The organism is Citrobacter sp. BDA59-3, from assembly GCF_015167655.1.
GTDB lineage: Bacteria > Pseudomonadota > Gammaproteobacteria > Enterobacterales > Enterobacteriaceae > Phytobacter > Phytobacter diazotrophicus.
Genome location: NZ_CP063427.1, coordinates 2709927 through 2736779, shown reverse-complemented (window position 1 = coordinate 2736779; position 26853 = coordinate 2709927). Strand labels below are relative to the sequence as shown.

The following is a 26853-nucleotide window of genomic DNA, read 5'->3' as shown; positions in this document are numbered from 1 at the left end:
CCGGGGGAGTGTATTCCCTGGGCTGCATTGATGATTAATTACCCCAGCGGCTTTTCAGGTAATTGACCGCCTGCTGTGTTTGCGGCTGATTCAGGTAATCCTCACGAAACAGAATTGTGCCTTTTATTTGCGGCGTCGACTCATTCAAATCGAGCTGTTTTTTCAGTTCCGGCACACCGCCATTGACCGTCCAGTCCGGCTCATTCTTTGAGGGTTCGCCCACTTTATACAGCGCAACGCCAATATACAGACGGGTTTTCGTCGGTTTTACAACGTCCGCCCACCATTTCGCCAGCACATCATAACGCGCCGCGTCACGGGCAAACGGCCAGTACAACTGCGGGGCGATGTAGTCCAGCAATCCTTGCTGTACCCAGCGGCGGGTATCAGCAAAAGACTCATCATAGGCAGCGGCGCCTCGCGTATCGGAACCTGCCGGGTCGAAAGAGCGGTTACGCCATACCCCAGCAGGGCTGACGCCGAACTCAACATCCGGGTTAATCTGTTTGATGGTACGCGAAACCTGCTCGATCAACTGCTGCGTATTATAACGCCGCCAGTCAGCCTTCGACGCAAATCCCTGGCCATATTTTCTGAACGTCTCGCTGTCATTAAGCGCAGAACCCGGCGTCTCGGTATAAAAATAGTCATCGAACTGCACACCATCGACCGGATAACGGCTGACAACCTCTGCCACAATGCTGGTTATCCAGTCCCGCGCATCCGGAATACCGGGATCAAGGACATACCGATCGCCCGCCGTACGCACCCAGTCGCGATGCAGGACAAAGACGCTGGAGGGATGCAGCGGCAGGGTTGAATTCAGCGCGGCCACCGTAGAGGGTTTAATATTGGTGGATACACGGTAAGGGTTAAACCAGGCGTGTACCCGCATGCCGCGCTTATGTGCTTCATCGAGCATAAATTGCAGCGGATCGTAGCCCGGATCCTGACCAATTTTCCCCGTAAGGGTATCGGACCAGGGCAGAATTTTTGACGGCCACAGCGCCGTGCCATCCGGTTTTACCTGGAAAAAGACGGTATTGATGCCAAGGCTTTTGAGCTTATCCAGCTTTACCCGCATGGCGTGCTGCTGCTGATCAATCCGGCTTTGCGCACTGCCTGCGCCATTCACCGAGGCAAGCGGCGGCCAGTCAAGACGGGAAACCGTTGCCAGCCAGATCCCACGCACCGGCTCGTTGTTTTGCGACGCTTTATCCGCGATGGGATGTTTAGCGACCGGCGGAAGCGGGGTAACGAGCGAGACGGGTGGCTTAGAGTTACAACTGGCGAGTAACAGCACCGTTGCCATAAACACACTGGTTTTTTTGATTTTCGTTAATGTAAACAAACGACGTGAGCGGTTAATGGGATACTCCAGTATTTCAGGTTGTCGCCTGGAGGCACATTTTCGGCTTATTACGGGGTAAGTCAATGCGTTAAAGCGTATTGCGCGTACGCGCAGAACGGCCGACCGATGTTGCTCTGCCAGTGGTAACGACAACATGCAGGACTTAATGCATGACAGGATCGGGCAAATTCTGACTTAATACGCAGAAAAATAGTCTTTTTTTGGAGCGCCTGTCGCTTTTAACGGCTTCGGTTATGCTTAGAAATGTATTCGTATCTTTCCTGGAAAAGCCCAAGGAAAAGCGCCAATGAAAACGCGAATAAGAAAACTAAAAAACCGATATCCGTTGCACATCCAGATAACCGTTCTTTTTACACTACTCATTGTTTCAATTGGCAGCATTATCATTCTTTTCAACCATAGTCGGCTGACAAAGCTTGCGGAAGTCAGCACACATCAACGCTACCAACAAACGGGTAAAGCGATGGCGGCGGAACTGAATTCGCTGACACGCACAATGGCGAGTTCGGTCAATATGCTGGCGAAGATGCCTGTCGCTGATGCCGTGACAGAACCACAGCGCATGGCGCAGTTGAGTAGCTTCATCACGATCCTGCAACAGAATGATTACGCCAGCTCCGTCTACTGCGCCTGGGACAACGGAGACTTTTTTATTCTTCGTCGCTTGACGAACCAAAATCGGGCGTTATTTAAAAGCCCGGTTAATGCCCAATGGCTGGTACAAAATTACCGATTTGAGGCAAATCCTCCCGAGAAAAAAGCGTTTTATTTAGACAGTGCGCAAAACATTATTTCATCGGCCACTGTGCCCTATGATAATTACGATCCCCGCACCCGGAAATGGTATACGCTCGCCCTCGATGAAAAAGGACTGATTACCTCACCCAACTATATCTTTAAAGCCACAGGCGAAACCGGTTTTACCTACAGTCAGCGGGCTGATAATCAGCATGCGGTGATTGGGCTCGATGTATCTCTCGCTTTACTATCCGCCTTTTTGCAACAACAAGGGTTACCGCCTGGCAGCCAGGCCGCCATCTTGTCAGAGTCCGGTGAGATTATTGCCAGCCTGCCAACAGGTGAGGTTGGTAATAACGGCGGTTTGAAAATGGATAACTTGCCGGTATTACAATCATTACTGGCACATGAAGATGCCAGGCACAGTCGTATTTTCACTGTTGGAAACGAAGACTGGTATGGCTCAGTGGTTAACATTCACAGTTCGGGAAATGACTACCGACTGGTGATTGCCACCCCGGCGGCTTTTTTGACGGCCGATGCCAGTGCAATCAGCGATCGTTCTACGTTGATCGCTTTCCTGTTACTCCTCCTCAGCCTGCCGGTTATCTGGTATTTCTCGCGCAAAATCTCTCATCCGTTACTCAGACTGCGTGAAGATGCGGAGGAGATAAGCCAGTTAAATTTTGAGGCCGAAGAGCGTCCTGGTGGCCGTTCGATCATCGAAGAGATAGATGACTTGCATACTGCGATGGCAAAAATGAAACAGACGCTAATCAAATTTATTTCGATGGGCAGTATGTTGACCGTTAAGGATAATTTTACCCAGCAGATGCAGGGACTCCTGACCGAAACGACGGAAATCGCTGACATGACCGGCGGAATGGTTTTTCTTTCCAATCAGGATGCGAATGAGTTCACGCCCGCCGCATTTCGTTGGCGTGAGGAAAACATCGATTTCTCGGACATTCAACCGCTCGCCGTTGACCATGAACACTACGCCAGGTTCTGGCAACTCTTACAGGGGCAGACGGTAAGCGGCATGTTGACCCGTGAAAATATCCCCCCGTCACTGCTGGCGTTTCTTTTACCGCATCTCCCGGTGCGTTATGTCGCCGTACCGATGCAAACCCACGATAATCACCCCATGGGTTTCCTGCTGCTTTTTAATACCGATGTGCTGAGCGATAAACAGGAAAATGCAAAAATTCAGTTGATTAATTCGCTGGTCGGCATGCTTTCGGTGGCGATCGAAGCGCAACATCTTTTGGCAGAACAGAAGAAACTGCTCAATGCCTTTATTAAACTGATCGCCGGGGCGATTGATGAGAAAAGCCCCTATACCGGAGGTCATTGCCAGCGCGTGCCGGTTATCACAAAAATGCTGGCAAAAGCCGCCGTAGAAGCACAAGACGGGCCTTTCGCCAGCTTTACGCTTTCCGCAAATGAGTGGGACGAATTACATACCGCCTGCTGGCTGCATGATTGCGGGAAGATCACCACCCCGGAAGTTGTCGTGGATAAAGCCACCAAGCTTGAGCAGATCTACAACCGGATCCATGAAATCCGCATGCGCTTTGAACTGCTTAAACGGGAAAAAGAAATTGAGTTCTTGCGCCATCATCGGGAGAACGCGGATGCGCAGGCGCTGGACGCGACACTGCGCCAGCTTGATGACGATTTCTACTTTATTGCCCGCTGTAATATTGGCAGCGAGTTTCTCTCTGATGATGCACTGGCACGTATTAATAAGATTGCCAACTACCGCTGGACGCGCACACTCGACGATACTGTGGGCATTTCACAAGAGGAGTTGATGCGTAAACAACGTCAGCCCGCCGCGCCGTTACCCGCACAGGAGCCGATGCTCGCAGATAAAGAAGAGCACATCGTCTACCGCACCGATGTCAGTAAAGAGGCTGACAGATATCACTTCAAACTAAAAAAACCGCTGTACCAGTATAACTATGGTGAAATTTATAATTTGCGTATCCGGCGCGGCACGTTGAATGAGGAAGAGCGCTACAAAATCAATGAACACATTATGCAGACCATTATCATGCTGGATAATCTGCCATTCCCACGCACAATGGCCAATGTGCCGATGATTGCTGGTGGACATCATGAACGGGTAGACGGCAAAGGCTATCCATATCAGCTTAATGATTCGCAGATGAGTATGCAGGTCAAAATGCTGGCGATAGCCGATGTTTTCGAAGCATTAACGGCCATCGACCGACCGTATAAACCGGGGAAATTGCTCTCTGAAGCGCTGGGTATCATGGTCAGTATGGTCAATGAGCATCACCTGGACCGGGAGCTGTTTATCCTCTTCCTGCAATCGGGCGTCTGGCTTGATTATGCACAAACCTATCTGGATCCCGAGAAAACGGACAACGTGAATGTTTCGGCGCTGGTGGCAAAAATTAAGCCGCAGCACGTTGAGGGGGTAACGCCAGAAACCAGCCCGGCTTAAATACCGTAGGTCGCTGACCCGAAGCGAACAGGACATCCGCTCGCTTCGGGTTGCGCAGTCTTATTCAAATAAACTGCGATGAAGCGCTTTTACCGCGCTGTCTGAGGAGGCGGCTGGCAGCAGGAAACAGAGCGTATGGTCGGACGCACCGTGGCAAATCATCCGCACGTGATGTTTTTCCAGCTCAGTGAACACATCTTTGCAGACACCTGACGCCTGAGTCAGGTCGTTACCGATGAGCGTCACCAGGTCCAGACCGGTTTCCAGCTCAACGCGACAGCGGGAAGAGAGTTCGGTCAACAGCGAGGTGGTCAATGAGTCCGCATCACCGGAGGTCGCGCCCGATGCGTTGAGGATCAGCGCAATGCTGGTTTCTGAGGTGGTGACCAAATCAATCACCGTATTATGTCGCGACAGCACCGCGAACATCTCAGCCAGAAAAACGCAGGCCGGTTGGGTATTCAGACTGTGCAATTTCAGCAGCGTCTGTTTACGACGCACAGCCAGCGCACGGTAGCGGGGGGGGTTATCCGCATGACAACACACCAACGTGCCGCCCGCCGAAGGGTTTTTACTGGAGCCCACAAAGACCGGTATATTTTTGCGCATCGCAGGCAGCATAGTGGCCGGATGCAGCACTTTGGCGCCATAGGCCGCCATTTCGCTGGCCTCAGAAAATGAGACGTTATCCATGCGCTGCGCCTGGGGAACAATGCGGGGATCGGTGGTGTAAATCCCGGCAACATCGGTCCAGATATCCACACGTGCGGCGTGTAATGCCTCGCCAAACAGTGACGCGCTGTAATCGCTACCGCCGCGACCCAGCGTTGTCGTATGCCCCTTCGCATCACTGCCAATAAAGCCCTGAGTGATCACCAGCGCCTGCTCAAGACGCGGGCGAAGCTGTTTTTCCGCCAGTTCTGCGATTGCCTCTGGCGCCGGTTCTGCACAGCCGAAACAGTCATTTGTGCGAATCACTTTGCGAGCATCGAACCACTGTGTTTCAACGCCACGTTCGCGCAACACTTCAACAAACAGCAGGCTGGACATCAGCTCACCGTGGCTGACTAACGCGTCGTTCAACGCCGTTGAACTGACGCTGGCCGCTTCTTCGGCAAGACGGCTGATGTTTTCGAGCAGATGGTCGATTTCCTGACTGATAGCGGTTGGCTGGCTCAGGCGGGAAATAATGTTGTACTGAATGGCGCGTAGCGTTTCGATTTTGTCCGTGCGTTCACCACTCTCCAGGCCAGCGGAAAGCTCCACTAACAGATTGGTGACGCCAGCAGAGGCGGACAATACAACCAGACGAACATCTTGATCGGCAAGGACGATGGAGGCACTACGGTTCATCGCGTCAAAATCAGCAACACTGGTGCCGCCAAATTTCGCAACAACGATTTGTGGATAAATGCGAGTCATAACAATCTCATATCAGGGCGCCATATAAGGAATGGCATGAAAATTTTCATTCTCGGCATAAGGGAAGCGGGCTGCGTGAAGGGGAGATACCCGTTACGTCAGCGGCTTACGCCTTACGAAATGTCCGCCCGCGAACATTTCTGGTTACAACCCAGGATGTTGCTCCCGTTGTCGATAACATGTTTGCCTGTAACGCGTTACCGGGGTGTTACTTATTTATGACTTAAATTATTAATTCCTTTTGCAATATGCGTTTCTTCTTTGTCGCGCAGGGTAAGCTTGCGAGAAAACGTCACGTTTTCCCGTTAGTTTTAACAAACGAAATCGTCGCTTTTACCCGCTATCGCGACCTGCGGGATTTTTATCGCGGGCATAGTAAGTGATTTAACCCGCCGGATCGATAATTTCCTTACGCTTTATGGCAAAGAAGTAAAAAAAATAATAATGCACTCAACTGCTTCCATCATCATTAACTTTAAATGACAGCAAATCCAGAATAAATAACCATAATATAGGTTAGGGCGACGTTGTTATCATGATGTTGTACATAAAACAGGCATTACCCACTAAGTAACAGAATTAGTTACAAAATATGATGCCTGCATTAAAGCCAGTTGCGTTGTTTCTCATTGATTTCAAATAAAAAAGCCTTAAACGGGTGTGGAAAATAAAATATTGAGTCCGTTGCTAAAAAAACATATATTAGCCGCGTTTTTTACACCCCCCCTTAAACATTAATTCAACCCGGCGTTAAACATACCCGCGGTTGTAGGAGTGATATGATGACGGATAAAGTCCGTATTGATACTTTGAGTGCTAATTCATTACCGCAAAGCAATGAAACCTTTTTAGCAAGACAAGCTGAGTTTGAATCCAATGTCCGCAGCTATCCGCGCAAATTGCCTTTAGCGATTGCCAAAGCACAGGGCGTTTGGATCACTGATGTGGAGGGCAATCAATACCTTGACTGCCTCGCAGGTGCCGGGACGATGGCGCTTGGTCATAACCATCCTGAAGTGCTTCAGAGCATCCAAAGTGTCATTACCAGTGGCTTACCGTTACATACGCTCGACCTGACCACGCCGTTGAAAGATGAGTTTTCATCTTATCTTCTGTCGCTGTTGCCGGGTCAGGGTAAAGAGTACTGCCTGCAATTTACCGGTCCTTCCGGCGCTGACGCCGTTGAAGCCGCACTGAAACTGGCGAAAAAGGTCACTGGCCGTTCTGGCGTGCTCAGCTTCTCCGGTGGTTACCATGGCATGACCCATGGCGCGCTCTCCGTGACGGGTAACCTGTCACCGAAAGAGGCTGTCAACGGTATGATGCCAGAAGTCCAGTTTATGCCGTATCCGAACCAGTACCGCTGCCCGCTGGGTATCGGCGGTGAAGCCGGTGTCAAAGCGCTGACCTACTACTTCGATAACCTGATTAACGACGTCGAAAGCGGTGTGCGTAAGCCTGCTGCTGTGATCCTGGAAGCCGTACAAGGCGAGGGCGGTGTTAACCCGGCCCCGGCTGAGTGGCTGCAGCGGATCCGTAAAGTGACCCAGGAACACGGCATTATGCTGATTATCGACGAAGTGCAGGCTGGTTTTGCCCGTACCGGTAAGTTGTTCGCCTTTGAACACGCGGGCATTGAGCCTGACATCATTGTCATGTCCAAAGCCGTGGGTGGCGGTCTGCCGCTGGCTGTACTGGGTATCAAAAAACAGTTTGACGCCTGGGCTCCGGGTCACCACACCGGGACGTTCCGTGGCAACCAGTTGGCAATGGCTACCGGCCTGACCACGCTGAAAATCCTCAAAGACGATCGCATTGCCGATAAAGTCGCTGTGCAGGGCGAGTGGCTGAAAGGCAAACTGGCCGAGCTGCAGCAACGTTACCCGGTTATCGGTCACATTCGCGGTCTGGGTCTGATGATCGGTATCGAGATCGTGAAACCGAACGAAGCGCAGGATCACATGGGTTGCTACCCGGCTGATGGCGAACTGTCTGCACTGCTGCAGAAAGAGTGCTTCAAAGCGGGTCTGATTCTGGAGCGCGGTGGCCGTAACGGTTGTGTACTGCGTCTGCTGCCTTCGCTGCTGATCAGCAATGCAGAACTGGAAATCTTCCTGGATAAATTTGAAACCGCGTTGCTGAACGCTGGCGTTAAGCCTGTTTAATCGGAGTTGTCGATCGCATGTCTGATATTAATCCGATTCTGTCAGGTTCTGAGCAGAGCATTGCTGCCTATCAGGACGCCATTGAGCAAAGCACGAAAGCCGTTGTGCAATGGTTACAGCAACCTGAGATGTATCAGGGCAAGACCGTCGAGCAGCTCCGCGAGCGCATCAAGTTAGAGTTCAACTCTCAGGGCCTGGGTAACCAGGCCGCTATTGAGCGCGCCGTGGAGTACTTCCTCAAAGACAGTCTGTCCGTGCACCACCCGCAGTGCGTGGCGCATCTGCACTGCCCGAGTCTGGTGATTAGCCAGGCGGCGGAAGTGCTGATTAACGCCACCAACCAGAGTATGGACTCCTGGGATCAAAGCCCGTCTGCCACCATCATGGAAGTGAAGCTGATTGAATGGCTGCGTGAGCAGGTCGGTTTCGGGGCGGGTGACGCGGGTGTGTTCACCAGCGGCGGGACGCAGAGTAACCTGATGGGCCTGATGCTGGCGCGTGATGCATTCTTCGCGCGTCAGGGCCACTCTGTTCAGCAGAACGGCTTAACGGGCGATCTCAGCAAGCTCAAAGTGTTCTGTTCTGAAAATGCGCACTTCTCTGTGCAGAAGAATATGGCGCTGATGGGGCTGGGCTACCGTTCTGTCACGCTGGTGAAAACGGACGAATTCTCACGCATGGACGTGAGCGATCTGTCTGAGAAACTGGCGCAGGCGAAAGCCAACGGTGAGCAGGTGATGGCGATTGTCGCAACCGCTGGCACCACCGATGCGGGCGCTATCGATCCGCTGGCCGATATCGCAGCACTGGCGGCAAAAGAAGGGATCTGGGTTCACGTCGATGCAGCCTGGGGCGGCGCACTGCTGCTGTCCGAGAAGTATCGTCATTACCTGAACGGTCTTGAGTTAGTGGATTCCGTGACACTGGATTTCCATAAACAGTTCTTCCAGACCATCAGTTGCGGCGCATTCTTGCTCAAAGATGCCCGTCACTATCAACTGATGCGTTACCAGGCGGCTTACCTGAACTCCGACTTTGACGAAGAGCACGGTGTTCCGAACCTGGTATCGAAGTCTTTACAGACCACCCGTCGTTTTGACGCCCTGAAATTGTGGATGGGCCTTGAAGCACTGGGTCAGAAGAAATATGCCGAAATCATCGATAACGGTGTAACGCTGGCGCAGGATGTGGCCGCCTGGGTTCTTGAACAGCCGCAACTGGAACTGGTCATGAAACCGCAACTGGCGAGCGTGCTGTTCCGCTTCCGTCCGGCACAGGGTGATATGGCATTTGTTGCCCTGTTGAACCAGCGTATCGGCGATGCGCTGCTGGCTTCTGGCGCGGCGAACGTGGGGGTAACCGAAGCAGATGGCATCACCTGCCTGAAACTGACGTTGCTGAACCCGACCGTCAACCTGCAGGACGTTAAAGTGCTGCTGGAAAGCGTGAAAGCGTGCGGTCAGCAACTGCTGAACGCCTGATTTAGCCCTGAGCCTGTAAAAACCGACAGCAGAAATGCTGTCGGTTTTTTTATGCCTGCTCAGTTGCGCCCGTTCACCGGTACATTCAGATCTGGCCCGATGTAGCGACCGCGCGGACGAATCACCTTACAGGTATTGATTTGCTCCATCGCATGCGCCAGCAACCCGACGCTGCGGGCGATGGAGAAAAGCGCAAAGGCCGCATCGCCCTGTAGCCGGTAACGTGTTACCAGAGCGGCCAGCACCGCATCAATGTTGGGATAAAGCCCGGTCAGGGTCGTGACCTTTTCGATAAATTTGGCGATCTCTTCCGGCGGTTCGAACTCTTCCAGCAGGGCAACCGCACGCGGGTCGCCATCGGGATACAGATGGTGGCCGAAGCCCGGAATCGGCAGCGCCGAGGAGAGATAACGGTTAACCACCTGTTCGGCACTGGAACGCTCGACCTCATCTAACAGCGCTTTCACACGCGGGGTGGCATCGCCATGCAGCGGGCCGGTAAAGGTCGCCAGCCCGGTCAGCAGACAGGCGGATAACGATGCGCCGTTAGAGGCGGCAATACGCGTGGCGAACGCGGAACTGGTCAGCTCATGATCGGCAAGCAGCACCATCGCTTTGCGCAGGAGATCCGCCACATCCTTTTCTTTTCCCCAGCCCTTTGCGAGACGCTGATGAATCAGCAAAGAGGGGGTATTTTCGGCACCAAATGTCGAGGCCAGATGGCCCACCAGGTTTGCCGCTTCTGCATGCAGTACGCGTGGCGTACGCGCATGGGTGGAATGGCCCGTGGCGGTTGCCGTTGCCAGCGCGACAAACGCATGCGTACGATCCGGGGGATAGGGCGGGTAATCACGCGCCTGAACGGAAAACGCGTCCAGGCTTTCTGCGTCCCATAGCAGGCGGGCGGTCTCTTCCAGCGTCGCCTCTTTAGCAAAGTTGATCACATCTTTTCCCCGGTAAAACAGACGACCACGGGCAAACGTCGAGATAGCTGTCGGAATACTGGGTTCGGTGCCAAAAAGGGTATTTGCGGCGAGCGTTTCCCGCTTCCGGCCTTGCTGCTTCTTCTGTTTCAGCTTCTGAATATTCTCGGCGCTGTACAGGCTGCGGCGTATGTTGTGTGGATCCGGGTGGGAGGCAATCAATCCACGGCTAACGTATGCATAGATGGTTTGCGCACGCACGCCGAGAAAGTCCTGAACCTCCTCCAGCGTAAGCCATGGTGCTATTTTAATCTTGGGTTCCATCATTGAGCCTGATCACCACTGAACCGAATCAATAAACTTTATATCCCAGTCGTTGTTCAATCAATGTTGATTAATATAATCAACTGATAGATAGATCGCAGAATGGTGAGATATTGGTGATAACGTGACATAAAGCGAGGAAATAAATACCCTGCCGTTTCGTTTTCTCATTGTATGGCATTTTGAGATACCTGAATAAGGATGTTGTCAACGAAGAGATGCAATCTATCGCTCACTCGTCACACTCCTGAGTTCTGATGACAGATATTTATATTGATTAATTTAATCAAGATTGATCCTGACAAGACCTTATTCTACCGTCAAATAAGTACTCAATGATAAAAACAACAAAATGAATGACGGTAAATATAAAGCATTAATTATAACGACTACCGCACCTTTTCGTCGGCAAGAACACTTACCCATAATTATTACCTCTCTGAAATTGCAGGGCGGTAAATAAAAGAACACCTACAAATCCATGAAGGACAAAAATATGAACCATGTACAACAACAAGAGCTTGCCGAGGCAGCAAGAGAGGCCGGCATAGCAACACCGCGAAAGGCAACACGCATTCGATATTACATGCTGGGCCTTATTTTGTTTGCGACAATCCTTAATTTTGTCGACAGATCGTGTATTGGTATTCTGGCCCCGTTTATCAGTAAAGATCTGACTCTCGATAAAGTTCAGATGGGACAGATATTCGCGGCATTTGGCCTGACATATGCGTTTGCGCTTATCCCCGGTGGTATTATTGCCGACGTGCTAGGCTCCCGTATTGCTTACGCTTTTTCGTTGATTACCTGGTCGCTGGCGACCATGACGCAAGGGCTGGCAAGCGGATTTAATATGCTGTTCGGTTCACGACTGGCGATTGGTGCCCTTGAAGCACCGGCTTTTCCCTCTAACGCACGCGCGGTCACCATGTGGTTTCCGACCAGCGAAAGGGGATTTGCGACCAGCGTATATGTTATGGGGCAATACATTGGCACCCCCTTATTCACCGGTCTGATTTTATGGATGGCGAATGGTTTTGGCTGGCGTTCAGCCTTTTATCTGACCGGTGGCGCTGGCGTGCTTTTCGGTATTCTGTGGTACTTCTGGTACCGCGATCCGCTCAATCATCGTTCGGCAAATGCGGCGGAACTGAAACATATTCGTGAGGGTGGCGGCCTTGTCGGTAAAAAAGAGCGTGACCGTTTTGACTGGAAAAATGCGCTGCGCTTGTTGAAACACCGTCAAATTCTGGCGATTTGCCTGGGTAAATTCTGCAATAATGCCATCCTGGTATTTTTCACCACCTGGTTTATGACTTATCTTGTCGAAGAGCGTCAGATGACGATGATTAAGGTGGGGATTTTCCAGGCGTTGCCATTTCTCGGCGCAACCGCAGGGATTCTGTTAGCGGGTTTCTTCTCTGATTATTTTATTCGCCGTGGTTATTCTATGTCAGCAGCGCGCAAGGCGCCGTTGATCATCGGTACGCTGCTGGGGTCTTCTATATTACTGGTTAATTTTGTCACCTCGAATGAGTTGATTATCGCTATTTTAACCGTCTCTTTCTTTGCGCAGGGGGTAGGATCGTCGTCCTGGGCTGCCGTGTCGGAAATTGCACCACGGCAATATATTGGGTTAACCAGCAGCATCACCAGCCTTGCCGCTAATATTGCCGGCGTCACCACGCCGATCATGATTGGTTATATTCTGCATGCGACGGGCCAGTTCTTTTGGGCGCTCAATATGATGGGGATTATGTGTTTGATTGGCGCATTCGCCTATTCATTCCTTCTCGGACCATTATCCCGAATTGAAATGGATTAATGCGATTAACGAAATAGCACGTTAAATGCCACAGTGATTGTGTACTGATTTATCCAGCCTGTGCCGTTAAAGATTCACAATGTCATGTGGTCAGGCTGGAATTATTACGAGGGAGAGGAAGTGATTAAGTTTAAATGGGACCATTTACAACTGCGCAGCCCGGACCCGGAATTGACCGCGTCATGGTTTGAGCGTTGCCTGGATGCCGAAATTATTCGTAAGCCAGGCAAAGTGGATATTCGCCTTGCCGGAATCGATATCTTTATCGCGCCAGTGACTGAAGGCGATGGCGTTGCACCAGCGCCACTGCCGCCATACCAGGGGCTGGACCATTTTGGCCTGACGGTCGACAACCTCAATGATGTCGCCGCCGAATTAAAAAAACGCGGTGTGGTATTTACTCAGGAGCCAAAAACGCTTCGTCCCGGTGTGCGCGGGTGCTTTATTCGCGGACCGCAAAATATCTCCATTGAAATACTTGAAAGAGACCTGCCATAAATTCGGCAGTGCGCAGGCAATAACGACTAACACGCCAGCCATTGATTGGCGCAACTATGGATCTGATGTTATGAAACCCAGTATTTTGCAGTTAAACCCTATTTTAATTCCCGCGATTAGCGAGAAACTGAACGCCCTCTATACCGTTTATCGTTACTTTGAGATCGACGATAAAGAGGCCTTTATTAAAGAACACGGTAATAGCATTCGCGGCGTTGTCTCCGGTGGTCATACGGGTATTAGCAATGCGCTTATGGAAAAACTGCCCGCGCTTGAAGTGGTCGCTATTAATGGCGTTGGTGTGGATGCGGTCGATCTGGACTACGCCCGCAAACGTGGAATTCATGTTACCGCCACGCTTGGCGCGCTGACAGAAGATGTGGCTGACCTTGCCATTGGCCTGCTGATCGCGACCTGTCGCGGTATCTGTTCCGGCGACCGTGTGGTGCGTAACGGACTGTGGGCAAAAAATCCGCATCCGGGTTCCATACCGCTTTCCCGCCGTTTCAGCGGCATGCGGGTCGGTATCGTCGGAATGGGCCGGGTAGGGCGCGCCATTGCCGCCCGCGCATCGGCATTCGGATGCCCGATCAGCTATACCGACCTGCATGCCATGCAAGACCTTGATTACCCGTTTATAGCTGACCTTCAGGAACTGGCCCGCCAGAGCGACGCGCTAATCCTTTCCGCTTCTGCGGACAAAGCGGAAGGCATTATTAATGCCGCCGTCCTTGATGCGCTGGGGCAGGATGGTTTCCTCGTGAACATCGCTCGCGGAAAACTGGTCAATGAACCTGATCTGGTCGCGGCGTTAACCGAAGGACGCATCAGCGGTGCGGGGCTGGATGTTTTCGTTGATGAACCGAATGTTCCTGAGGTGCTTTTTGGCCTGGACAGCGTTGTGTTGCAGGCGCATCGCGCCAGTGCCACGGTGGAGACGCGTACCGCGATGGGGGAAATGGTGCTGGCGAGTCTTGCCCAGGCGCTTTCCGGACAGCGTCCCGAGAACAGTCTGACCCGTTGAGCAGGACTGCTATTATTCTGTTTATCAAACTATTAAATGAAGGAAGCAGTGATGATCACCTCAAGAAAGATTGCCCTGGTCACCGGCGCGGGCACCGGGATTGGCAGGGCAACGGCGCTGGCGCTGTTCCGTGCCGGCTATTTTGTTGTTCTTGCTGGCCGTCGTCTGGATCCTCTACTGGAGACAGTTGCCGCGATGGAAGATAGTAGTGAGGGCGGCCAGACCATGGTCGTACCGACTGATGTAACCGACCCCGAATCGGTCAATGCGTTGTTTGCGCGGATCAAGGATAAGCTCGGGCGCCTTGATGTGTTGTTTAATAATGCCGGAACCAATTTTCCCGGTATCCCCTTTGAAGAGCTGAGCTACGAGAAGTGGTCCGCCGTGGTGAATGTCAATCTGACCGGAATGTTCCTTTGTGCTCAGGGCGCATTCCGCCTGATGAAGGAACAAACCCCGCAGGGGGGCCGTATCATTAACAATGGATCTGTTTCGGCGCACGCGCCACGTCCTGATTCGGCCGCCTATACGGCAACCAAGCATGGCGTGACCGGGCTGACGAAGAGCATTTCGCTCGATGGCAGAAAGTACGATATCGCCTGTGGGCAGATTGATATTGGTAATGCGTATACGGAATTATCGCAGCGGATGTCTAAAGGTGTGAAGCAGGCCAATGGCGAACTGGCGGTGGAAGCGATGATGGATGTGTCGCAGGTCGCTAACAGCGTGGTCTACATGGCCAGTGTTCCGCTTGATACCAATGTGCAGTTTATCACCGTGATGGCGACCAAAATGCCGTTTGTCGGGCGCGGTTAAACGCTCAGAAAGTCCATTTACATCCAGACTCAGTCCGGTTGCGCCTGACGCGTAAACGGATTGAGGACTGTGTTTCTTATCCCTCTTTGGTGAAGGCCTTCGGGTAGGTTTTTTCGTAGTAGCCTTTCATCTCACTCTCTTCAAGGGACAGCGCCCTCTTCAGATGCCATGAACAGAGAAGCAGTGGGGCTATCATTAACACGGCAAGCCCTGAAAAGAGCGTGAACACACTCACACCCAGCCAGTGAATAAACCCGCCTGCTATCAGGACGCCGAAAGGGTTGACCAGACTCGAGAGAAACGCCGACATGGCCGCCATCCGAGTCCGATAATGTCCGGGGGTGGCGGTTGCTCTCAGGGTGCTGAGATTCACATTGATTAAGTTGAACGCCAGGCCACAGAAGAAGGCTAGCGCAATCGAGATGTTGATATTCGGGACCAGCACAATAGCCGGAACGCTCCCACCCAACAAAATAAACCCGATAACGACATTCCAGAAACGTCCAATGTTTCGGGTTATTGCCGCATTAAGGTAGAGACTGCCGGCCAGTAATCCGATGGCGAAGGAAAATTCAAATGCGCCAAGGTACGAGGCGGGCAGGTGCAACTCCGTGCTCATCCAAAACGGAATCGTCACAGAAAAGAAGGGGAACATCGTAAAATTGATGAGCGCGGAAATTAAGGCGATGTGAAACTCTGATTTGACACGGTAAATGGCGACAAATCCGCCTTTCGTTTTGCTGAACCAGCTTTCACCTGCGCCTGGCGGATGCACGCACACAGACCGTTTCGCAAGCAGAACGCAGGCCAGGCCCGATAATCCTTGCAGTAATGCGGCGACATAAAGCGCCAGGCCAATAGAAAACAAAGCGATTAGCGAGGCGGCCAGCACCGGCCCGGTGAGCATAATCACGGAATTGATGGCCGAGCGACTTGATATGGCGCGTGAAACATGACCGTCATCGACCAGATCGGGGATCAGACCCATGATGGTGGGCTCTCTGACTGATGCCACCGCGCTCATCGCGATGAGGCCTGCGGTCAGTAAAACGAGGTTGAATTGTCCCGCCGAACAGGCAAGAGAAAACAGCATCATGATGACGAAAACCGCGAGCTGACAGCCGTTAATAAACTTTACGCGGTGAAACCGATCGCCGAATGAGGCGAGAAAAGGCTTCAGGTAAATCTCGGCGGCAACGGAAAACGCGATCAATGATGAGAAGGCGACCGCTGAATGGGTTTCCTTTAAGCACCACCATGCCAGAGCCAGACGGAATACATGCCCAGCCAACAGGCTGAGGGTCGTTGCGGTTTGTAAAAGGAAGAATGCGGGACCGAGGCGCATGAAGGCGTTAAATTTCATCGTGCGTATCAAACATTATGAGGACGGATGAAGGAAACATTCCGTCAACATAACGTAAATTTGTTGCGGATGAAAAAAAGAGAAGAGGATCCAGTAAATAAACGACTTAGCCGTCACAGTCTGTGTCCGTGGTGAAGCTGGCGGAAAGGGCGCTCCAAACACAGAAATCAATGGCTGTAGTTCGGTGGAATATTAAAGTTTACTGGCAGACTGCCTCAGAACAGTGATATCTCTTTTTGGCGATACCCCAAACATCCTCGCATATTCACGGCTGAAATGAGAAAGGCTCTCATAGCCGACAGCAAACGCCGCCGTGGTGACATCAAAATGCTCATTCAGCATAAGCCGTCTTGCTTCATTCAGGCGCAGCCATTTCTGGTAGCGAAGCGGACTCATCCCGGCAAGTTGCCTGAAATGGTGGTGAAAAGAGGGCGTGCTCATCTGCACCCGACTCGCAAGCTCTTCAATACGTAAAGGCGATGCAATGTTGGTTTTCAACCAGTCAATGGCTTTGCCGATACGGTAGCCATGCCCGTCTACGGCGGCAATCTGTCTGAGATGATCGGACTGGTCGCTCATCAAAAGCCGGTAATGTATTTCACGCTGAATAAGGGGGCCAAGAACCGGGATTGCTTCTGGCTCGTCAAGCAATGAAAGCAGACGGCAGAAAGGCTTCAGCAGAACATCAGTAAGCGTACCGATTCCGACACCGGCCCCGGCGTCTCTTTTTTTGACCGGAGCCAGGCCGCCCTGGGCAATTAATTCCATCAAAACGCGCTGGTCGAGTTTATAAGCTATACCAACGCATGGGCGGGATGCCGACGCTTTCAGCACTTCTGAGCTGGCGGGTAAATCGAGAGACGTAATCAGAAATTTTTCCGCATCATATTGATAAGGTTCACCCCCAATCCACATGATCTTGGCACCCTCGGTTACCAGTACGACACTGGGAGGGACCAGGCAGCTTACCGGCGAAGCTGGCTCATTTCGCCGGAATAATTCCAGTCCGTCGACGGCTGTCGGGAAATCACCGGTACCAGGTGTGCGCGCCGTGATATCCCGGGTAAGCGTCCCGAGTAAGTCCTTAATCGAATTGCCTGTGATCATTTTGAATGCCTCAAATGCGTTACTTCTCTACGGCGTTAACTTACCAGCTCAAAAAAATGAAATATATGCTTTCACTGCAAGTTCATAGGATCAGGCAAAAAATACAGAGTTATTTAATAACACATTTCCCCAGGGATAACCAAAATAGCAATACTCAAACAGGACCCTGACACGGTAAATCTGCTCATGACGATGAATATATTAAAACCGTTTATGCAAAAAGTACTCTTTAAATTTCCCGACAAGTCATCTGGAGAGAGTTATGACTGAAATGCGCATACATGCTGTTTAAAAACTGAACTTCATATAAATCAATGAAAGGTTTTAATACCATGACCATAAAATTCTCAAAGCATTTTTTCAACGGCGCACTCCTTGCCGGTGCGCTGTCCATGATTTCAACAGAATCTGCGCTCGCCCAGCCGACGTCAGGTGTATCGGATTCTGCTGTACGTCTGGTTCAGACGTGGGATAAAACCTTCCGAAGGAGTGATAAAGTGGATCATCAAAAAGTTACTTTTAAAAACCGTTATGGCATTACGCTGGCCGCAGATGTGTATCTTCCAAAAGATCGCGGAAATAAAAAACTTGCTGCTATTGTTGTATCGGGTCCTTTCGGCGCCGTAAAAGAGCAGGCGTCAGGTCTTTATGCACAAACGTTAGCAGAGCGTGGATTTGTAACGCTGGCTTTTGATCCTTCCTATACCGGGGAAAGCAGTGGAGAACCGCGCAATATTGCCTCTCCTGATATCAATACCGAAGACTTTATGGCTGCGGTCGATTTCATTGGATTGCAGCCTTATGTGGATCGTCAACGTATCGGTGTCATTGGGATCTGCGGCATGGGTGGTATTGCATTGAATGCCGTTGCCGTTGATAAACGTGTAAAAGCTGTCGTTGCGAGCACCATGTATGATATGAGCCGTGTTATGTCGAAAGGGTACAATGACAGTGTAACCCCTGAACAACGCGAGCAGACGCTTGAAAAACTGAGCCTTCAGCGCTGGGAAGATGCAGCAAACGGTAAACCTGCATATCAGCCCCCTTACAACAAACTGAAAGGTGGCGAAGCGCAGTTCCTCGTAGACTATGCGGACTACTATATGACAAAACGTGGATACCATCCGCGTGCGGTCAACTCCGGGAACTCATGGTCAGTAACAACACCGATGTCCTTCATGAATTTTCCGCTGATGACCTATATTAAAGAAATATCTCCGCGTCCTGTCCTGTTTGTACATGGTGAAAAAGCGCACTCGCTTTATTTCTCCCAAACGGCATACGAGGCGGCAAATCAACCCAAAGAACTTTTGATTGTTAAAGATGCCACGCATGTTGATTTGTATGATCGCATGGATAAAATTCCGTTCGACAACATCACGGCATTTTTCAATAAATACCTTAACAACTAATAAATATTGCTCCGTGGCGTTCTCAGGTGCAGTGGCTAAAACGCCATTGCACTGTTGTTTTGCGTATTAAGAGTTACAAGCATTAAAAAACATAAATATCAAAGCAAGGTATAATCATGAAAAACTTTACGTTTCATAACACGACGAAAATACTTTTCGGGCGTGATCAAATTCCAGAAATTGTCAATGAAATCCCAAAAGATAATAAAGTCATGATTATCTACGGAGGCGGGAGTGTTAAACGTAATGGCTCGCTGGAAAAGGTTCGGGGTTCGCTGAAAGATCATACGATTTATGAGTTCGGGGGCGTCGAAGCTAATCCTCATTACGAAACGCTGATGCAAGCTGTTGCACTCGTTAAGGATAATGGCGTCGATTTTCTGCTGGCATTAGGTGGGGGATCGGTTATTGACGGCACTAAATTTGTCGCAGCGGCTGCGTGCTACGACGGTGATGCCTGGGATATTGTCAAAAGTTACGGGAGCGTTGTTAAAAAGGCTCTACCGGTCGGCTGTGTTCTGACCATTGCCGCGACAGGTTCAGAAATGAATAATGTCGCAGTTGTTACAAGAGCAGAAACAAAAGATAAGCTGTTTTTTGCATCCCCATATGTTATGCCGCAGTTCTCAGTTCTGGAACCTGAACTGACATTTACGTTGCCCCAACATCAGACGGCGAATGGAGTGGTCGATGCGTTTGTGCATGTCCTTGAGCAATATGTGACTTTTCCAGTAAATGCCAAAGTACAAGATCGTCTGGCAGAAGGGCTACTGAACACATTGAAAGAAGAGGGGCCTGAGGTGTTGGTAAATCCGACGGATTTCGATGCCAGGGCGAACATTATGTGGGCTGCAACAATGGCATTGAACGGCGTGCTCAGTACGGGGACGCCTGCGGACTGGGCATCGCATCTGATCGGGCAAGAAATTACAGGCCTGTATGGTCTGGATCATGCCTGCACGCTGGCGGTAATGATCCCAGCCATCTGGAAATTCAACCTGGCCGACAAAAAACAGAAACTCGCACAGTATGGCGAACGCGTCTGGAATATCCCCGCATCTGATACCCAAACGATGGCCATTCAGGCTATCGATGCAACGGTGGCGTTTTTCGAAACAATGGGCATTAAAACCCGCTTATCTGATTATGGTCTGGGAGAGGATAGTATTCCGGCAGTAATCGATAAACTTAAAGAACACGGGCATGTTGCCCTGGGCGAGCATGGGAATATTACGCCGGAGAAAGTCGAGGCTGTTCTAAAAATAGCGTTGTAACCTTCGAAATAACAACGATTTTTTTCATAGAGAGAGAAATGATTTTTATCTTAAAGGAGGAAAGGCTCATGTCCTGGAACCTTGACCTGTTAGCAAAAATCGATAAGGCTGACGACCTTAAAATTGCGCCATTCCATCCTGATATGACGACCACCGGTACGCCAACCTGGATTTGGGAAGTGACGGTAGATAACCGACTTTTCGTGCGCGCCTATAATGGCAAGGAGTCAACGTGGTATCAGGCGGCTCTGGCTCAACAGGCCGGTAAGATATTGGCTGTTGGACAGGAGTTTTATGTTGTGTTCGCAATGACAACAGATCCTGAACTGGAAAGAAAAATAGACCAGGCCTACCTGAAAAAATACGCCAGAAGTAACTATGTTGCCGCAATGACAGGGGCACGCGCCAGAGCGGCTACGGTCGAGATATTACCTGGCTGATTTGGCTTATAAAAGTATTACGTTTTCGCCAGGGCAGGTTTCTTCCTGGAAGACGTAATGCTGTCCCGAAACGTTTCTTTGTGGACGATGATCTGGACATGCCAGACACAGAGTCTGGCATGCACTCATTACCTGATGCCTGACAGGGCAGAGCCAGAAATGACCGAGACACTGATTCTACGGCAGGCGGTAGCGACTTATGCGGTTGCTTATGTGCATATCTAATTTAACATAATATACATTATGCGCACTAAAGTAAGATGCCGAAGAATTCGGCTTTGTTTGGTCATCCTTGTTCTGGTCATTTGTCGCCTTGAATGCGTGTTCGACGGCGCCATCGTGCAGACCTTTATCATTCTTCACTGCCGACTCCGCCACTGTTTTCATCTGTTGGCGTTCCCTGATGAAATCGCATCTGCCAGTCCGTTTTTTCGCTTGTGCGCTTCACCCACAGCGATGTTCGCAATGTCTGTCGACCAATGCGGCCTTGCTCATCAACCGTAAAACTTCGGTACGTCAATAACACGCACGCGTCATCCACCACCGATAACGCAAAATCATCGGACTGGATTTGTTGATCACCGGTTTCCATGACTAACGCACGGATGACATGTTCTCTGTCGTACCGCTGACCTGAACGACCAATTTCAAAAAAATCTCGGTGCAGTAATTTCTCCAGCAACGTTTTCTGACTTCGCGTTTTCGCATGATGAAGTTTCTGCTCATTCTGTATGAGTAATGCCAGCACATCTTGTGTCATCACAATGTTCCTGTTTGTGCGCTAACGTTTCGCCGACCCTGTTTCACGCCAGGCCAACACTCACGACCACTATTTCTGCTCTTGCGGTCTTACCGTTACGTTTCAATTCATTTGCGCTTTAATTCAAATTCTTAACGCATAAAAATGCCTTAATAACAAATGATTACCATTACCGTTGACACCCTTTCCCTGGCATTGTATAAAACCGCGCCTTGTTATTAATTCTCATTTACGATTTTACCCGTTTCCTGCCCTGGAAACTCGCTAACGAAGGATAGCGTTACATGAAAAAGGTCATCAGTGCTTTAGGATTGGTTTTCGCTTCGGTCAGTTCCGCGTTTGCTACTACCTACCCTGTTACCATCGAAAATTGCGGATATAAAGAAACATTCACCAAAGCCCCTGAGCGCGTCGTCGCGCTGGGCCAAAACACTGTTGAGATCCTTCTGTTACTTGGCCTCGAGGACAACGTGGTTGCCAGCGCATTCTGGCCGACAAAAGTGTTGCCATCACTTGCAGAAAAAAACAGTAAAATCAAAAACCTGACCGTTGAAATCCCGACACTCGAATCTATTCTTGCCCAAAACCCGGACTTCGTTCCTGCCCAGATCCCTCTGTTACTGGGGCCGGAAAGCAAAGTCGCTAAACGTGAAGATCTCAGTACCGTTGGCGTCAACAGCTATATGTCGCCGGGGATGTGCGCCACGAAGAAAGGCGTTGGCGATATGTACGGTAGCCGCCAGAAGCTATGGGATATGAGCTTCCTTTACCAGGAAATTATGGATTTCGCGACCATTTTCAACGTAGAAGATCGCGGTAAGGCGCTGATTGCCGATTTCAAAAAACGTGAAAATGATCTGCGTGCCGAGTTCAGCAAGAACAAAAAAGACCTCTCGTTTGTCTTCTGGTTCTCCAGCTCATCGCCGTCTGCTGACGCCTATGTTGGCGGCAAGAATAGCGCGTCAGGGTTTATCGCGAATGTCCTGGGCGGCCACAACGCCATTACCTCTGAAACTGAATGGCCAACGGTTGGCTGGGAAAGCATTATCGCCGCTAACCCGGATGTCATCGTCGTCTCCAGTCTTGACCGCAACCGCTGGGCACTGGATAACGCCGAAGAAAAAATTAAATTCCTGAAAAGCGATCCGGCCGTCAGCCAGCTCGATGCTGTTAAAAAAGGTCACATCGTCGTGATGGACGGCCAGGCGATGAACCCGACAATTCGTACTATCTATGGTGCTGAACAGGTTGCCGAACAGCTCAGAAAAATGGGACTGAATTGATGAGTTCCGCAGTACAACAGGCCCGCCAGGGCCTGATACTCACCACATCAACAGTGCTGGCGCTTATTCTTCTTTTTGTGGTGATTGCCACAGGCGTCAGCGTCGGCGAATTGTCCATTCCGCTCAGCAGCGTCTTTTATGCGCTGACCAACAAAGCCGGATTCACCGACATGCCACTCAGCCGCATCCATGAAAGTGTGATCTGGGATTTCCGTCTTAGCCGTGCGTTGGTCGCAGCCTGTTGTGGTGCGGGGCTGGCGATGTGTGGCGCCGTTTTGCAAAGTCTGCTGAAAAATGCCCTGGCGGAACCCTATGTACTCGGCGTATCCGCTGGCGCGTCAACGGGTGCCGTCTCGGTTGTGGTGCTCGGTATCGGTACTGGCGCAGTTTCCCTGTCCGCAGGTGCATTTGCCGGGGCCTTTGCCGCTTTTGCGTTTGTCGCCTTTCTCACCAACGGTGCACGTGGCGGTAATGAGCGTACGATTCTGGCGGGCGTCGCGGCATCCCAACTCTTCAACGCCATCACGGCGTATACCATCAGTACTTCCGCCAGCGCACAACAGGCGCGTGACGTGATGTTCTGGCTCCTTGGCAGCTTTAGCGGCGTTCGCTGGCCGGAGTTTCAACTGATACTGGTCGTTCTGCTGGCTGGTCTTGCGGTATGCCTTTTTTACTCTCGCGCACTGGATGCCTTTACCTTTGGCGATGATGCCGCAGCGTCACTTGGTATCAATGTTCCCGTGGTTCGCCTGATCCTCTTTACTGCCACAGCGCTGATGACCGCCACCATTGTCAGTATGGCGGGATCGATCGGCTTTGTCGGTCTGGTCGTGCCGCATATGATGCGCTTTTTCTTCGGCCCGCTTCACCGTACGCTACTGATTGCCAGTGCGCTGGCAGGCGCAATCCTGATGGTGCTGGCTGATATCGCCTCCAGAATGCTGATCGCACCGCAGAGCCTGCCAGTCGGCGTAGTCACCGCGCTGGTTGGCGTGCCTTTCTTTGCTGTCATTATCTATCGTTCAAGGAACAAGTGATGAGCATCACTGCTGAAAACATTACCTGGAAGATAGCTAAGAAAACCATCGTCAATAATGTCTCACTGGCTGTCTCCCAGGGACAAACGGTGGGATTACTTGGCCCCAACGGTTCCGGAAAATCCTCGTTGCTGCGTATACTTGCCGGATTACGTCGCCCGCATGCAGGCACGGTTTCGCTCGATGGTCACGACATCGCCCGGATGCCTAAAAAGCAGCTTGCCCGTCGCATTGCCTTCGTTGAACAGCACGGGATGACCGAATCCAATATGCGGGTTCGCGACGTGGTAAAACTGGGGCGCATTCCGCACCATTCCGCTTTTTCTGGCTGGACATCTCACGATGATGAGACGGTAAATGCGGCGCTTGAACGGGTAGATATGCTCGGAAAAAGCGATCAGGGATGGCTGAGTTTATCGGGCGGTGAACGCCAGCGCGTGCACATCGCCAGGGCACTGGCACAGGTACCGAGCGAAATCTTGTTGGATGAGCCAACCAATCACCTGGATATTCATCACCAGATGCAACTGATGCAACTCATCAGTGAGCTGCCGGTGACCAGTATTGTCGCTATTCACGATCTTAACCATGCCTCGATGTTTTGTGACGCATTGATTGTCATGCAACAAGGCCAGGTGATTGCCACGGGCACCCCGCAGGAGATTCTGACCGAAGAGTTACTCTGGGAGGTCTTTCGGGTGAAAACGCATATTGAAATATCGGCGTTTCATGGCAAGAAGCATATTCACTACCTTATCTGAATAAGACTATCTGGATGCATTTACTTCGCCCCGCCACACACCTCTGGCCGCCCGTTTTACTGGGCAGCCAGTTTGTATTCAATATCGGTTTTTACGCTGTCGTTCCCTTTCTGGCGATCTTTCTTCGCGATGACATGCTGCTTTCCGGTGGAATGATCGGCCTGATTCTCGGGTTAAGAACCTTTTCACAACAGGGCATGTTTATTGTTGGCGGTGCCCTGTCCGACCGCTTCGGCGCCCGCAGCATCATACTTTGCGGCTGTGTTATCCGCGTGGTGGGGTATCTTCTGCTGGCACTGGGTGACAGTATCTCGCCGATTATTCTCGGCGCTTGTCTGACAGGCATTGGCGGCGCCCTTTTCTCTCCGTCCATAGAAGCCTTGCTGGCAAAGGCGGGTACGGACAGTGAAGCGAGCGGCAAGCGCAACCGCGCGGAATGGTTCGCGCTCTTTGCCGTCTGCGGCGAACTTGGCGCGGTGCTCGGCCCTGTTCTGGGTTCCATGCTGGCCGGTCTGGGATTTCGCCAGGTCGCTCTGGCGGGGGCTGCGGTATTTATCGTTGCGCTTGGCGTGCTGCATTTTTGCCTGCCGCGCAATCCGTCACGCAAGACGACGCTGCATATTACGCCGTGGTGGACCACCTTTCGCCAGCCGCGGTTTGTGGCCTTTATTATCGCCTACAGTTCATGGCTATTGAGCTACAACCAATTATACCTGGCATTGCCGGTGGAGATTGCCCGCGCCGGCGGCAGCGAGAAGGATTTAGGGCCGTTGTTTATGTTGGCTTCGGGGCTGATCATTCTGTTTCAGCTTCCCCTCGCCCGCTTTGCCCGGCGCGTTGGCGCGGTGCGGATATTGCCCTGCGGCTTTCTGCTATTGTCCGCGTCATTTCTGAGTGTCGCCCTGTTCGCCTCATCAACGCCTCCGGACTCCTGGCTTCGCCTGCTGCCCGCCGCCTGTTTTGTTACGCTGCTGACGATGGGACAGATGTTACTGGTGCCCTCAGCAAAAGATTTGATCCCGCAATTTGCCGCGCCGTCCATGTTAGGTGCACACTACGGTGCACTGGCAACCGCCGGCGGTATTGCGGTGCTGGCGGGTAATTTCCTGCTGGGCAGCCAGCTCGACCGGGCGTTAACACCCTCAACCGATGCCATCTATCCCTGGTTGCAACTGGCGGTATTTCCGTTTTTAAGCGCTATTGCCCTGTTTTTTATTTGCCGGACCGGGCGGAAAAAAGAGAGCCGTTAACGCGTCATTTCTCCGCGCATGTCTCTGGAGCGGTTTTTCACCCACTCTTTGTACATCCCCGGAGACATGCCCATCACGGCATTAAATGCGCGTCGGAATGCCGTTTCATCGTTGTATCCACACTCTGTTGCGACTTGTGAAACCGTCTTGCCGCGATTTTCCAGCAACATAGCCGCCGTCTCCATGCGCACACGAGTAATAAAGCTTTTGGGACTTTCCTGCGTGAGTTCTGTCATTTTGCGATTGAGCGTTCTGGTGGTCATATTAAGCGATGCGGCAAGCTGCTCGACCGTTATCGATGGATCCTGAAAACGCACCAGGTGTTCGGCTTTAATGAGTAACGGATGGCGCGAATTCAAAAATCCCGCCGGAGCATAGAGATGTTGTGAGAGTGGCTGACTATCAGCAACGGCCATATCAGCAGTCAGTTTTGCCATCTCATCGCCCGCGTACAACCTGACAACGTGTATCGCCAGATCCACCCATGAAAGCGGCCCGCCGGTGGTGATGATATTCCGGTCTTCCACCAGCGCTTTCCCCCAGACGGGTTTTGTCAGCGGATAGCGTTCCCGGAACGTGTGATATAACCACCATGTTGTCGCGCACATCCGTCCGTTTAACAGCCCGGCTTCTGCCAGAATAAAGCCCCCCGCGCAGGCACCGGCAACGGCACATCCTTGCTGATATTGTGCTTTTACCCACCGCGCTGCATCGGTGATTGCCGCTTTGGAAAGCGGATATTTTTCTTCATCAAGACGCATACCGCTGGCAATAATCAGCGAATATTTATCGCTCTCAAAGGATCCTTCACTTTCAATCTGCCTGCCCTGCGCATCGATGACGGGATGACCATCCGCCGTGACGATCTGCGCGCTAAAGCCCGGTTCATTACCGGTATCGCGATGACACAGCGCCGGGTTTTGCTCAGCCACCTGATTTGCCAGCCAGAACATATCAGACAACCCCGAGAGGGCCGATTTCATACTTCCCGGCACCGCGAGTAAGGCAATTTTCATCATCAAGTCCTGAAAAACACAATGTCCGATTTTGCATGATACCTGTCATTAATGACACTTAATATCGCTTTCGGCATGGCGTTACA

General features: G+C 51.4%; 21 protein-coding genes. 14 read left to right on the top strand and 7 right to left on the bottom strand.

Annotated elements, in window-relative coordinates; translation table 11 throughout:
* Window positions 1–34 precede the first annotated feature (34 nt).
* On the bottom strand, window positions 35–1312 hold the full coding sequence (locus tag IP582_RS12825; RefSeq protein WP_228007884.1) for a glycoside hydrolase family 10 protein: 1278 nt from the start codon (window positions 1310–1312) through the stop codon (window positions 35–37).
* A gap of 346 nt (window positions 1313–1658) precedes the next feature.
* Here IP582_RS12825 and IP582_RS12820 point away from each other — a divergent pair, with 346 nt between their 5' ends.
* Entirely contained in the window at window positions 1659–4586 is a 2928-nt protein-coding gene (locus IP582_RS12820; RefSeq protein ID WP_193793381.1) for an HD domain-containing phosphohydrolase, read from the top strand.
* A 60-nt stretch (window positions 4587–4646) separates the two neighbouring features.
* Here the strand turns inward: IP582_RS12820 and lysC are convergent, their stop codons facing one another.
* Window positions 4647–6008: a lysine-sensitive aspartokinase 3 gene (lysC, locus tag IP582_RS12815; protein ID WP_193793380.1), complete on the bottom strand. Its 1362-nt coding sequence runs from the start codon at window positions 6006–6008 to the stop codon at window positions 4647–4649.
* Between the two features lie 779 nt (window positions 6009–6787).
* On the opposite strand from lysC, the gene IP582_RS12810 reads away from it, so the two are divergent.
* Both IP582_RS12810 and IP582_RS12805 read left to right on the top strand, forming a co-directional pair.
* Window positions 6788–8173: a diaminobutyrate--2-oxoglutarate transaminase gene (locus IP582_RS12810; RefSeq protein ID WP_193793379.1), complete on the top strand. Its 1386-nt coding sequence runs from the start codon at window positions 6788–6790 to the stop codon at window positions 8171–8173.
* Between the two features lie 17 nt (window positions 8174–8190).
* Window positions 8191–9654, top strand: a complete 1464-nt coding sequence (locus IP582_RS12805; protein WP_108701291.1) for an aspartate aminotransferase family protein — start codon at window positions 8191–8193, stop codon at window positions 9652–9654.
* A gap of 59 nt (window positions 9655–9713) precedes the next feature.
* On the opposite strand, the gene IP582_RS12800 is transcribed toward IP582_RS12805, so the two are convergent.
* Window positions 9714–10904, bottom strand: a complete 1191-nt coding sequence (locus IP582_RS12800) for a citrate synthase family protein (protein ID WP_228007883.1) — start codon at window positions 10902–10904, stop codon at window positions 9714–9716.
* Between the two features lie 493 nt (window positions 10905–11397).
* Between IP582_RS12800 and IP582_RS12795 the strand changes: the two genes are divergently transcribed.
* From IP582_RS12795 to IP582_RS12780, 4 genes are all read left to right on the top strand, one after another.
* Window positions 11398–12726, top strand: coding sequence for an MFS transporter (locus IP582_RS12795; protein WP_169039366.1), 1329 nt, complete (start codon window positions 11398–11400; stop codon window positions 12724–12726).
* 120 nt (window positions 12727–12846) lie between these two features.
* On the top strand, window positions 12847–13224 hold the full coding sequence (locus IP582_RS12790) for a VOC family protein (protein ID WP_193793378.1): 378 nt from the start codon (window positions 12847–12849) through the stop codon (window positions 13222–13224).
* Window positions 13225–13294: 70 nt separating this feature from the next.
* Entirely contained in the window at window positions 13295–14248 is a 954-nt protein-coding gene (locus IP582_RS12785) for a 2-hydroxyacid dehydrogenase (RefSeq protein WP_193793377.1), read from the top strand.
* Between the two features lie 51 nt (window positions 14249–14299).
* The gene (locus tag IP582_RS12780; protein WP_039079009.1) at window positions 14300–15064 is read left to right on the top strand and encodes an SDR family oxidoreductase; all 765 of its coding nucleotides are present in this window, start codon (window positions 14300–14302) and stop codon (window positions 15062–15064) included.
* 76 nt (window positions 15065–15140) lie between these two features.
* Here the strand turns inward: IP582_RS12780 and IP582_RS12775 are convergent, their stop codons facing one another.
* Window positions 15141–16427, bottom strand: a complete 1287-nt coding sequence (locus IP582_RS12775; protein ID WP_193793376.1) for an MFS transporter — start codon at window positions 16425–16427, stop codon at window positions 15141–15143.
* Window positions 16428–16619: 192 nt separating this feature from the next.
* Window positions 16620–17534 carry an AraC family transcriptional regulator gene (locus IP582_RS12770; protein ID WP_193793375.1) on the bottom strand — a complete coding sequence of 305 codons (915 nt, stop codon included), beginning with the start codon at window positions 17532–17534 and terminating at the stop codon, window positions 16620–16622.
* A 314-nt stretch (window positions 17535–17848) separates the two neighbouring features.
* Between IP582_RS12770 and IP582_RS12765 the strand changes: the two genes are divergently transcribed.
* From IP582_RS12765 to IP582_RS12755, 3 genes are all read left to right on the top strand, one after another.
* Complete coding sequence (locus IP582_RS12765) at window positions 17849–18946, top strand: alpha/beta hydrolase (RefSeq protein WP_193793374.1); 1098 nt, start codon at window positions 17849–17851, stop codon at window positions 18944–18946.
* Window positions 18947–19062: 116 nt separating this feature from the next.
* On the top strand, window positions 19063–20220 hold the full coding sequence (locus IP582_RS12760; protein WP_193793373.1) for an iron-containing alcohol dehydrogenase: 1158 nt from the start codon (window positions 19063–19065) through the stop codon (window positions 20218–20220).
* 68 nt (window positions 20221–20288) lie between these two features.
* The gene (locus IP582_RS12755) at window positions 20289–20660 is read left to right on the top strand and encodes a DUF2255 family protein (RefSeq protein ID WP_193793372.1); all 372 of its coding nucleotides are present in this window, start codon (window positions 20289–20291) and stop codon (window positions 20658–20660) included.
* A 352-nt stretch (window positions 20661–21012) separates the two neighbouring features.
* On the opposite strand, the gene IP582_RS12750 is transcribed toward IP582_RS12755, so the two are convergent.
* Window positions 21013–21420: a DUF4440 domain-containing protein gene (locus tag IP582_RS12750; protein WP_193796265.1), complete on the bottom strand. Its 408-nt coding sequence runs from the start codon at window positions 21418–21420 to the stop codon at window positions 21013–21015.
* Between the two features lie 284 nt (window positions 21421–21704).
* Here IP582_RS12750 and IP582_RS12745 point away from each other — a divergent pair, with 284 nt between their 5' ends.
* Genes IP582_RS12745 through IP582_RS12730 form a run of 4 tightly spaced genes read left to right on the top strand, consistent with a single transcriptional unit; the run spans window position 21705 to window position 25751 of the window.
* On the top strand, window positions 21705–22703 hold the full coding sequence (locus IP582_RS12745; protein WP_193793371.1) for an ABC transporter substrate-binding protein: 999 nt from the start codon (window positions 21705–21707) through the stop codon (window positions 22701–22703).
* Complete coding sequence (locus IP582_RS12740) at window positions 22703–23740, top strand: iron ABC transporter permease (RefSeq protein WP_071194205.1); 1038 nt, start codon at window positions 22703–22705, stop codon at window positions 23738–23740. Before IP582_RS12745 ends, IP582_RS12740 begins: the two co-directional genes overlap by 1 nt.
* Window positions 23740–24501, top strand: a complete 762-nt coding sequence (locus IP582_RS12735; RefSeq protein ID WP_071194204.1) for an ABC transporter ATP-binding protein — start codon at window positions 23740–23742, stop codon at window positions 24499–24501. Before IP582_RS12740 ends, IP582_RS12735 begins: the two co-directional genes overlap by 1 nt.
* Before the next feature lie 14 nt (window positions 24502–24515).
* Entirely contained in the window at window positions 24516–25751 is a 1236-nt protein-coding gene (locus IP582_RS12730; protein WP_370551768.1) for an MDR family MFS transporter, read from the top strand.
* On the opposite strand, the gene IP582_RS12725 is transcribed toward IP582_RS12730, so the two are convergent.
* Window positions 25748–26770 carry a GlxA family transcriptional regulator gene (locus IP582_RS12725; RefSeq protein WP_370551767.1) on the bottom strand — a complete coding sequence of 341 codons (1023 nt, stop codon included), beginning with the start codon at window positions 26768–26770 and terminating at the stop codon, window positions 25748–25750. The two genes, IP582_RS12730 and IP582_RS12725, sit on opposite strands and share 4 nt — an antisense overlap.
* Between the last annotated feature and the right edge of the window lie 83 nt (window positions 26771–26853).

What these genes read in the sequence shown, in the direction of transcription:
- lysC (WP_193793380.1), bottom strand. Translation starts at nt 6,008, where the DNA reads ATGACTCGCATTTATCCACAAATCGTTGTTGCGAAATTTGGCGGCACC.
- IP582_RS12755 (WP_193793372.1), top strand. Translation starts at nt 20,289, where the DNA reads ATGTCCTGGAACCTTGACCTGTTAGCAAAAATCGATAAGGCTGACGAC.
- IP582_RS12785 (WP_193793377.1), top strand. Translation starts at nt 13,295, where the DNA reads ATGAAACCCAGTATTTTGCAGTTAAACCCTATTTTAATTCCCGCGATT.
- IP582_RS12810 (WP_193793379.1), top strand. Translation starts at nt 6,788, where the DNA reads ATGATGACGGATAAAGTCCGTATTGATACTTTGAGTGCTAATTCATTA.
- IP582_RS12725 (WP_370551767.1), bottom strand. Translation starts at nt 26,770, where the DNA reads ATGATGAAAATTGCCTTACTCGCGGTGCCGGGAAGTATGAAATCGGCC.
- IP582_RS12765 (WP_193793374.1), top strand. Translation starts at nt 17,849, where the DNA reads ATGAAAGGTTTTAATACCATGACCATAAAATTCTCAAAGCATTTTTTC.
- IP582_RS12805 (WP_108701291.1), top strand. Translation starts at nt 8,191, where the DNA reads ATGTCTGATATTAATCCGATTCTGTCAGGTTCTGAGCAGAGCATTGCT.
- IP582_RS12820 (WP_193793381.1), top strand. Translation starts at nt 1,659, where the DNA reads ATGAAAACGCGAATAAGAAAACTAAAAAACCGATATCCGTTGCACATC.
- IP582_RS12780 (WP_039079009.1), top strand. Translation starts at nt 14,300, where the DNA reads ATGATCACCTCAAGAAAGATTGCCCTGGTCACCGGCGCGGGCACCGGG.
- IP582_RS12740 (WP_071194205.1), top strand. Translation starts at nt 22,703, where the DNA reads ATGAGTTCCGCAGTACAACAGGCCCGCCAGGGCCTGATACTCACCACA.
- IP582_RS12770 (WP_193793375.1), bottom strand. Translation starts at nt 17,534, where the DNA reads ATGATCACAGGCAATTCGATTAAGGACTTACTCGGGACGCTTACCCGG.
- IP582_RS12795 (WP_169039366.1), top strand. Translation starts at nt 11,398, where the DNA reads ATGAACCATGTACAACAACAAGAGCTTGCCGAGGCAGCAAGAGAGGCC.
- IP582_RS12735 (WP_071194204.1), top strand. Translation starts at nt 23,740, where the DNA reads ATGAGCATCACTGCTGAAAACATTACCTGGAAGATAGCTAAGAAAACC.
- IP582_RS12825 (WP_228007884.1), bottom strand. Translation starts at nt 1,312, where the DNA reads ATGGCAACGGTGCTGTTACTCGCCAGTTGTAACTCTAAGCCACCCGTC.
- IP582_RS12750 (WP_193796265.1), bottom strand. Translation starts at nt 21,420, where the DNA reads ATGACACAAGATGTGCTGGCATTACTCATACAGAATGAGCAGAAACTT.
- IP582_RS12745 (WP_193793371.1), top strand. Translation starts at nt 21,705, where the DNA reads ATGAAAAAGGTCATCAGTGCTTTAGGATTGGTTTTCGCTTCGGTCAGT.
- IP582_RS12800 (WP_228007883.1), bottom strand. Translation starts at nt 10,904, where the DNA reads ATGATGGAACCCAAGATTAAAATAGCACCATGGCTTACGCTGGAGGAG.
- IP582_RS12730 (WP_370551768.1), top strand. Translation starts at nt 24,516, where the DNA reads ATGCATTTACTTCGCCCCGCCACACACCTCTGGCCGCCCGTTTTACTG.
- IP582_RS12760 (WP_193793373.1), top strand. Translation starts at nt 19,063, where the DNA reads ATGAAAAACTTTACGTTTCATAACACGACGAAAATACTTTTCGGGCGT.
- IP582_RS12775 (WP_193793376.1), bottom strand. Translation starts at nt 16,427, where the DNA reads ATGAAATTTAACGCCTTCATGCGCCTCGGTCCCGCATTCTTCCTTTTA.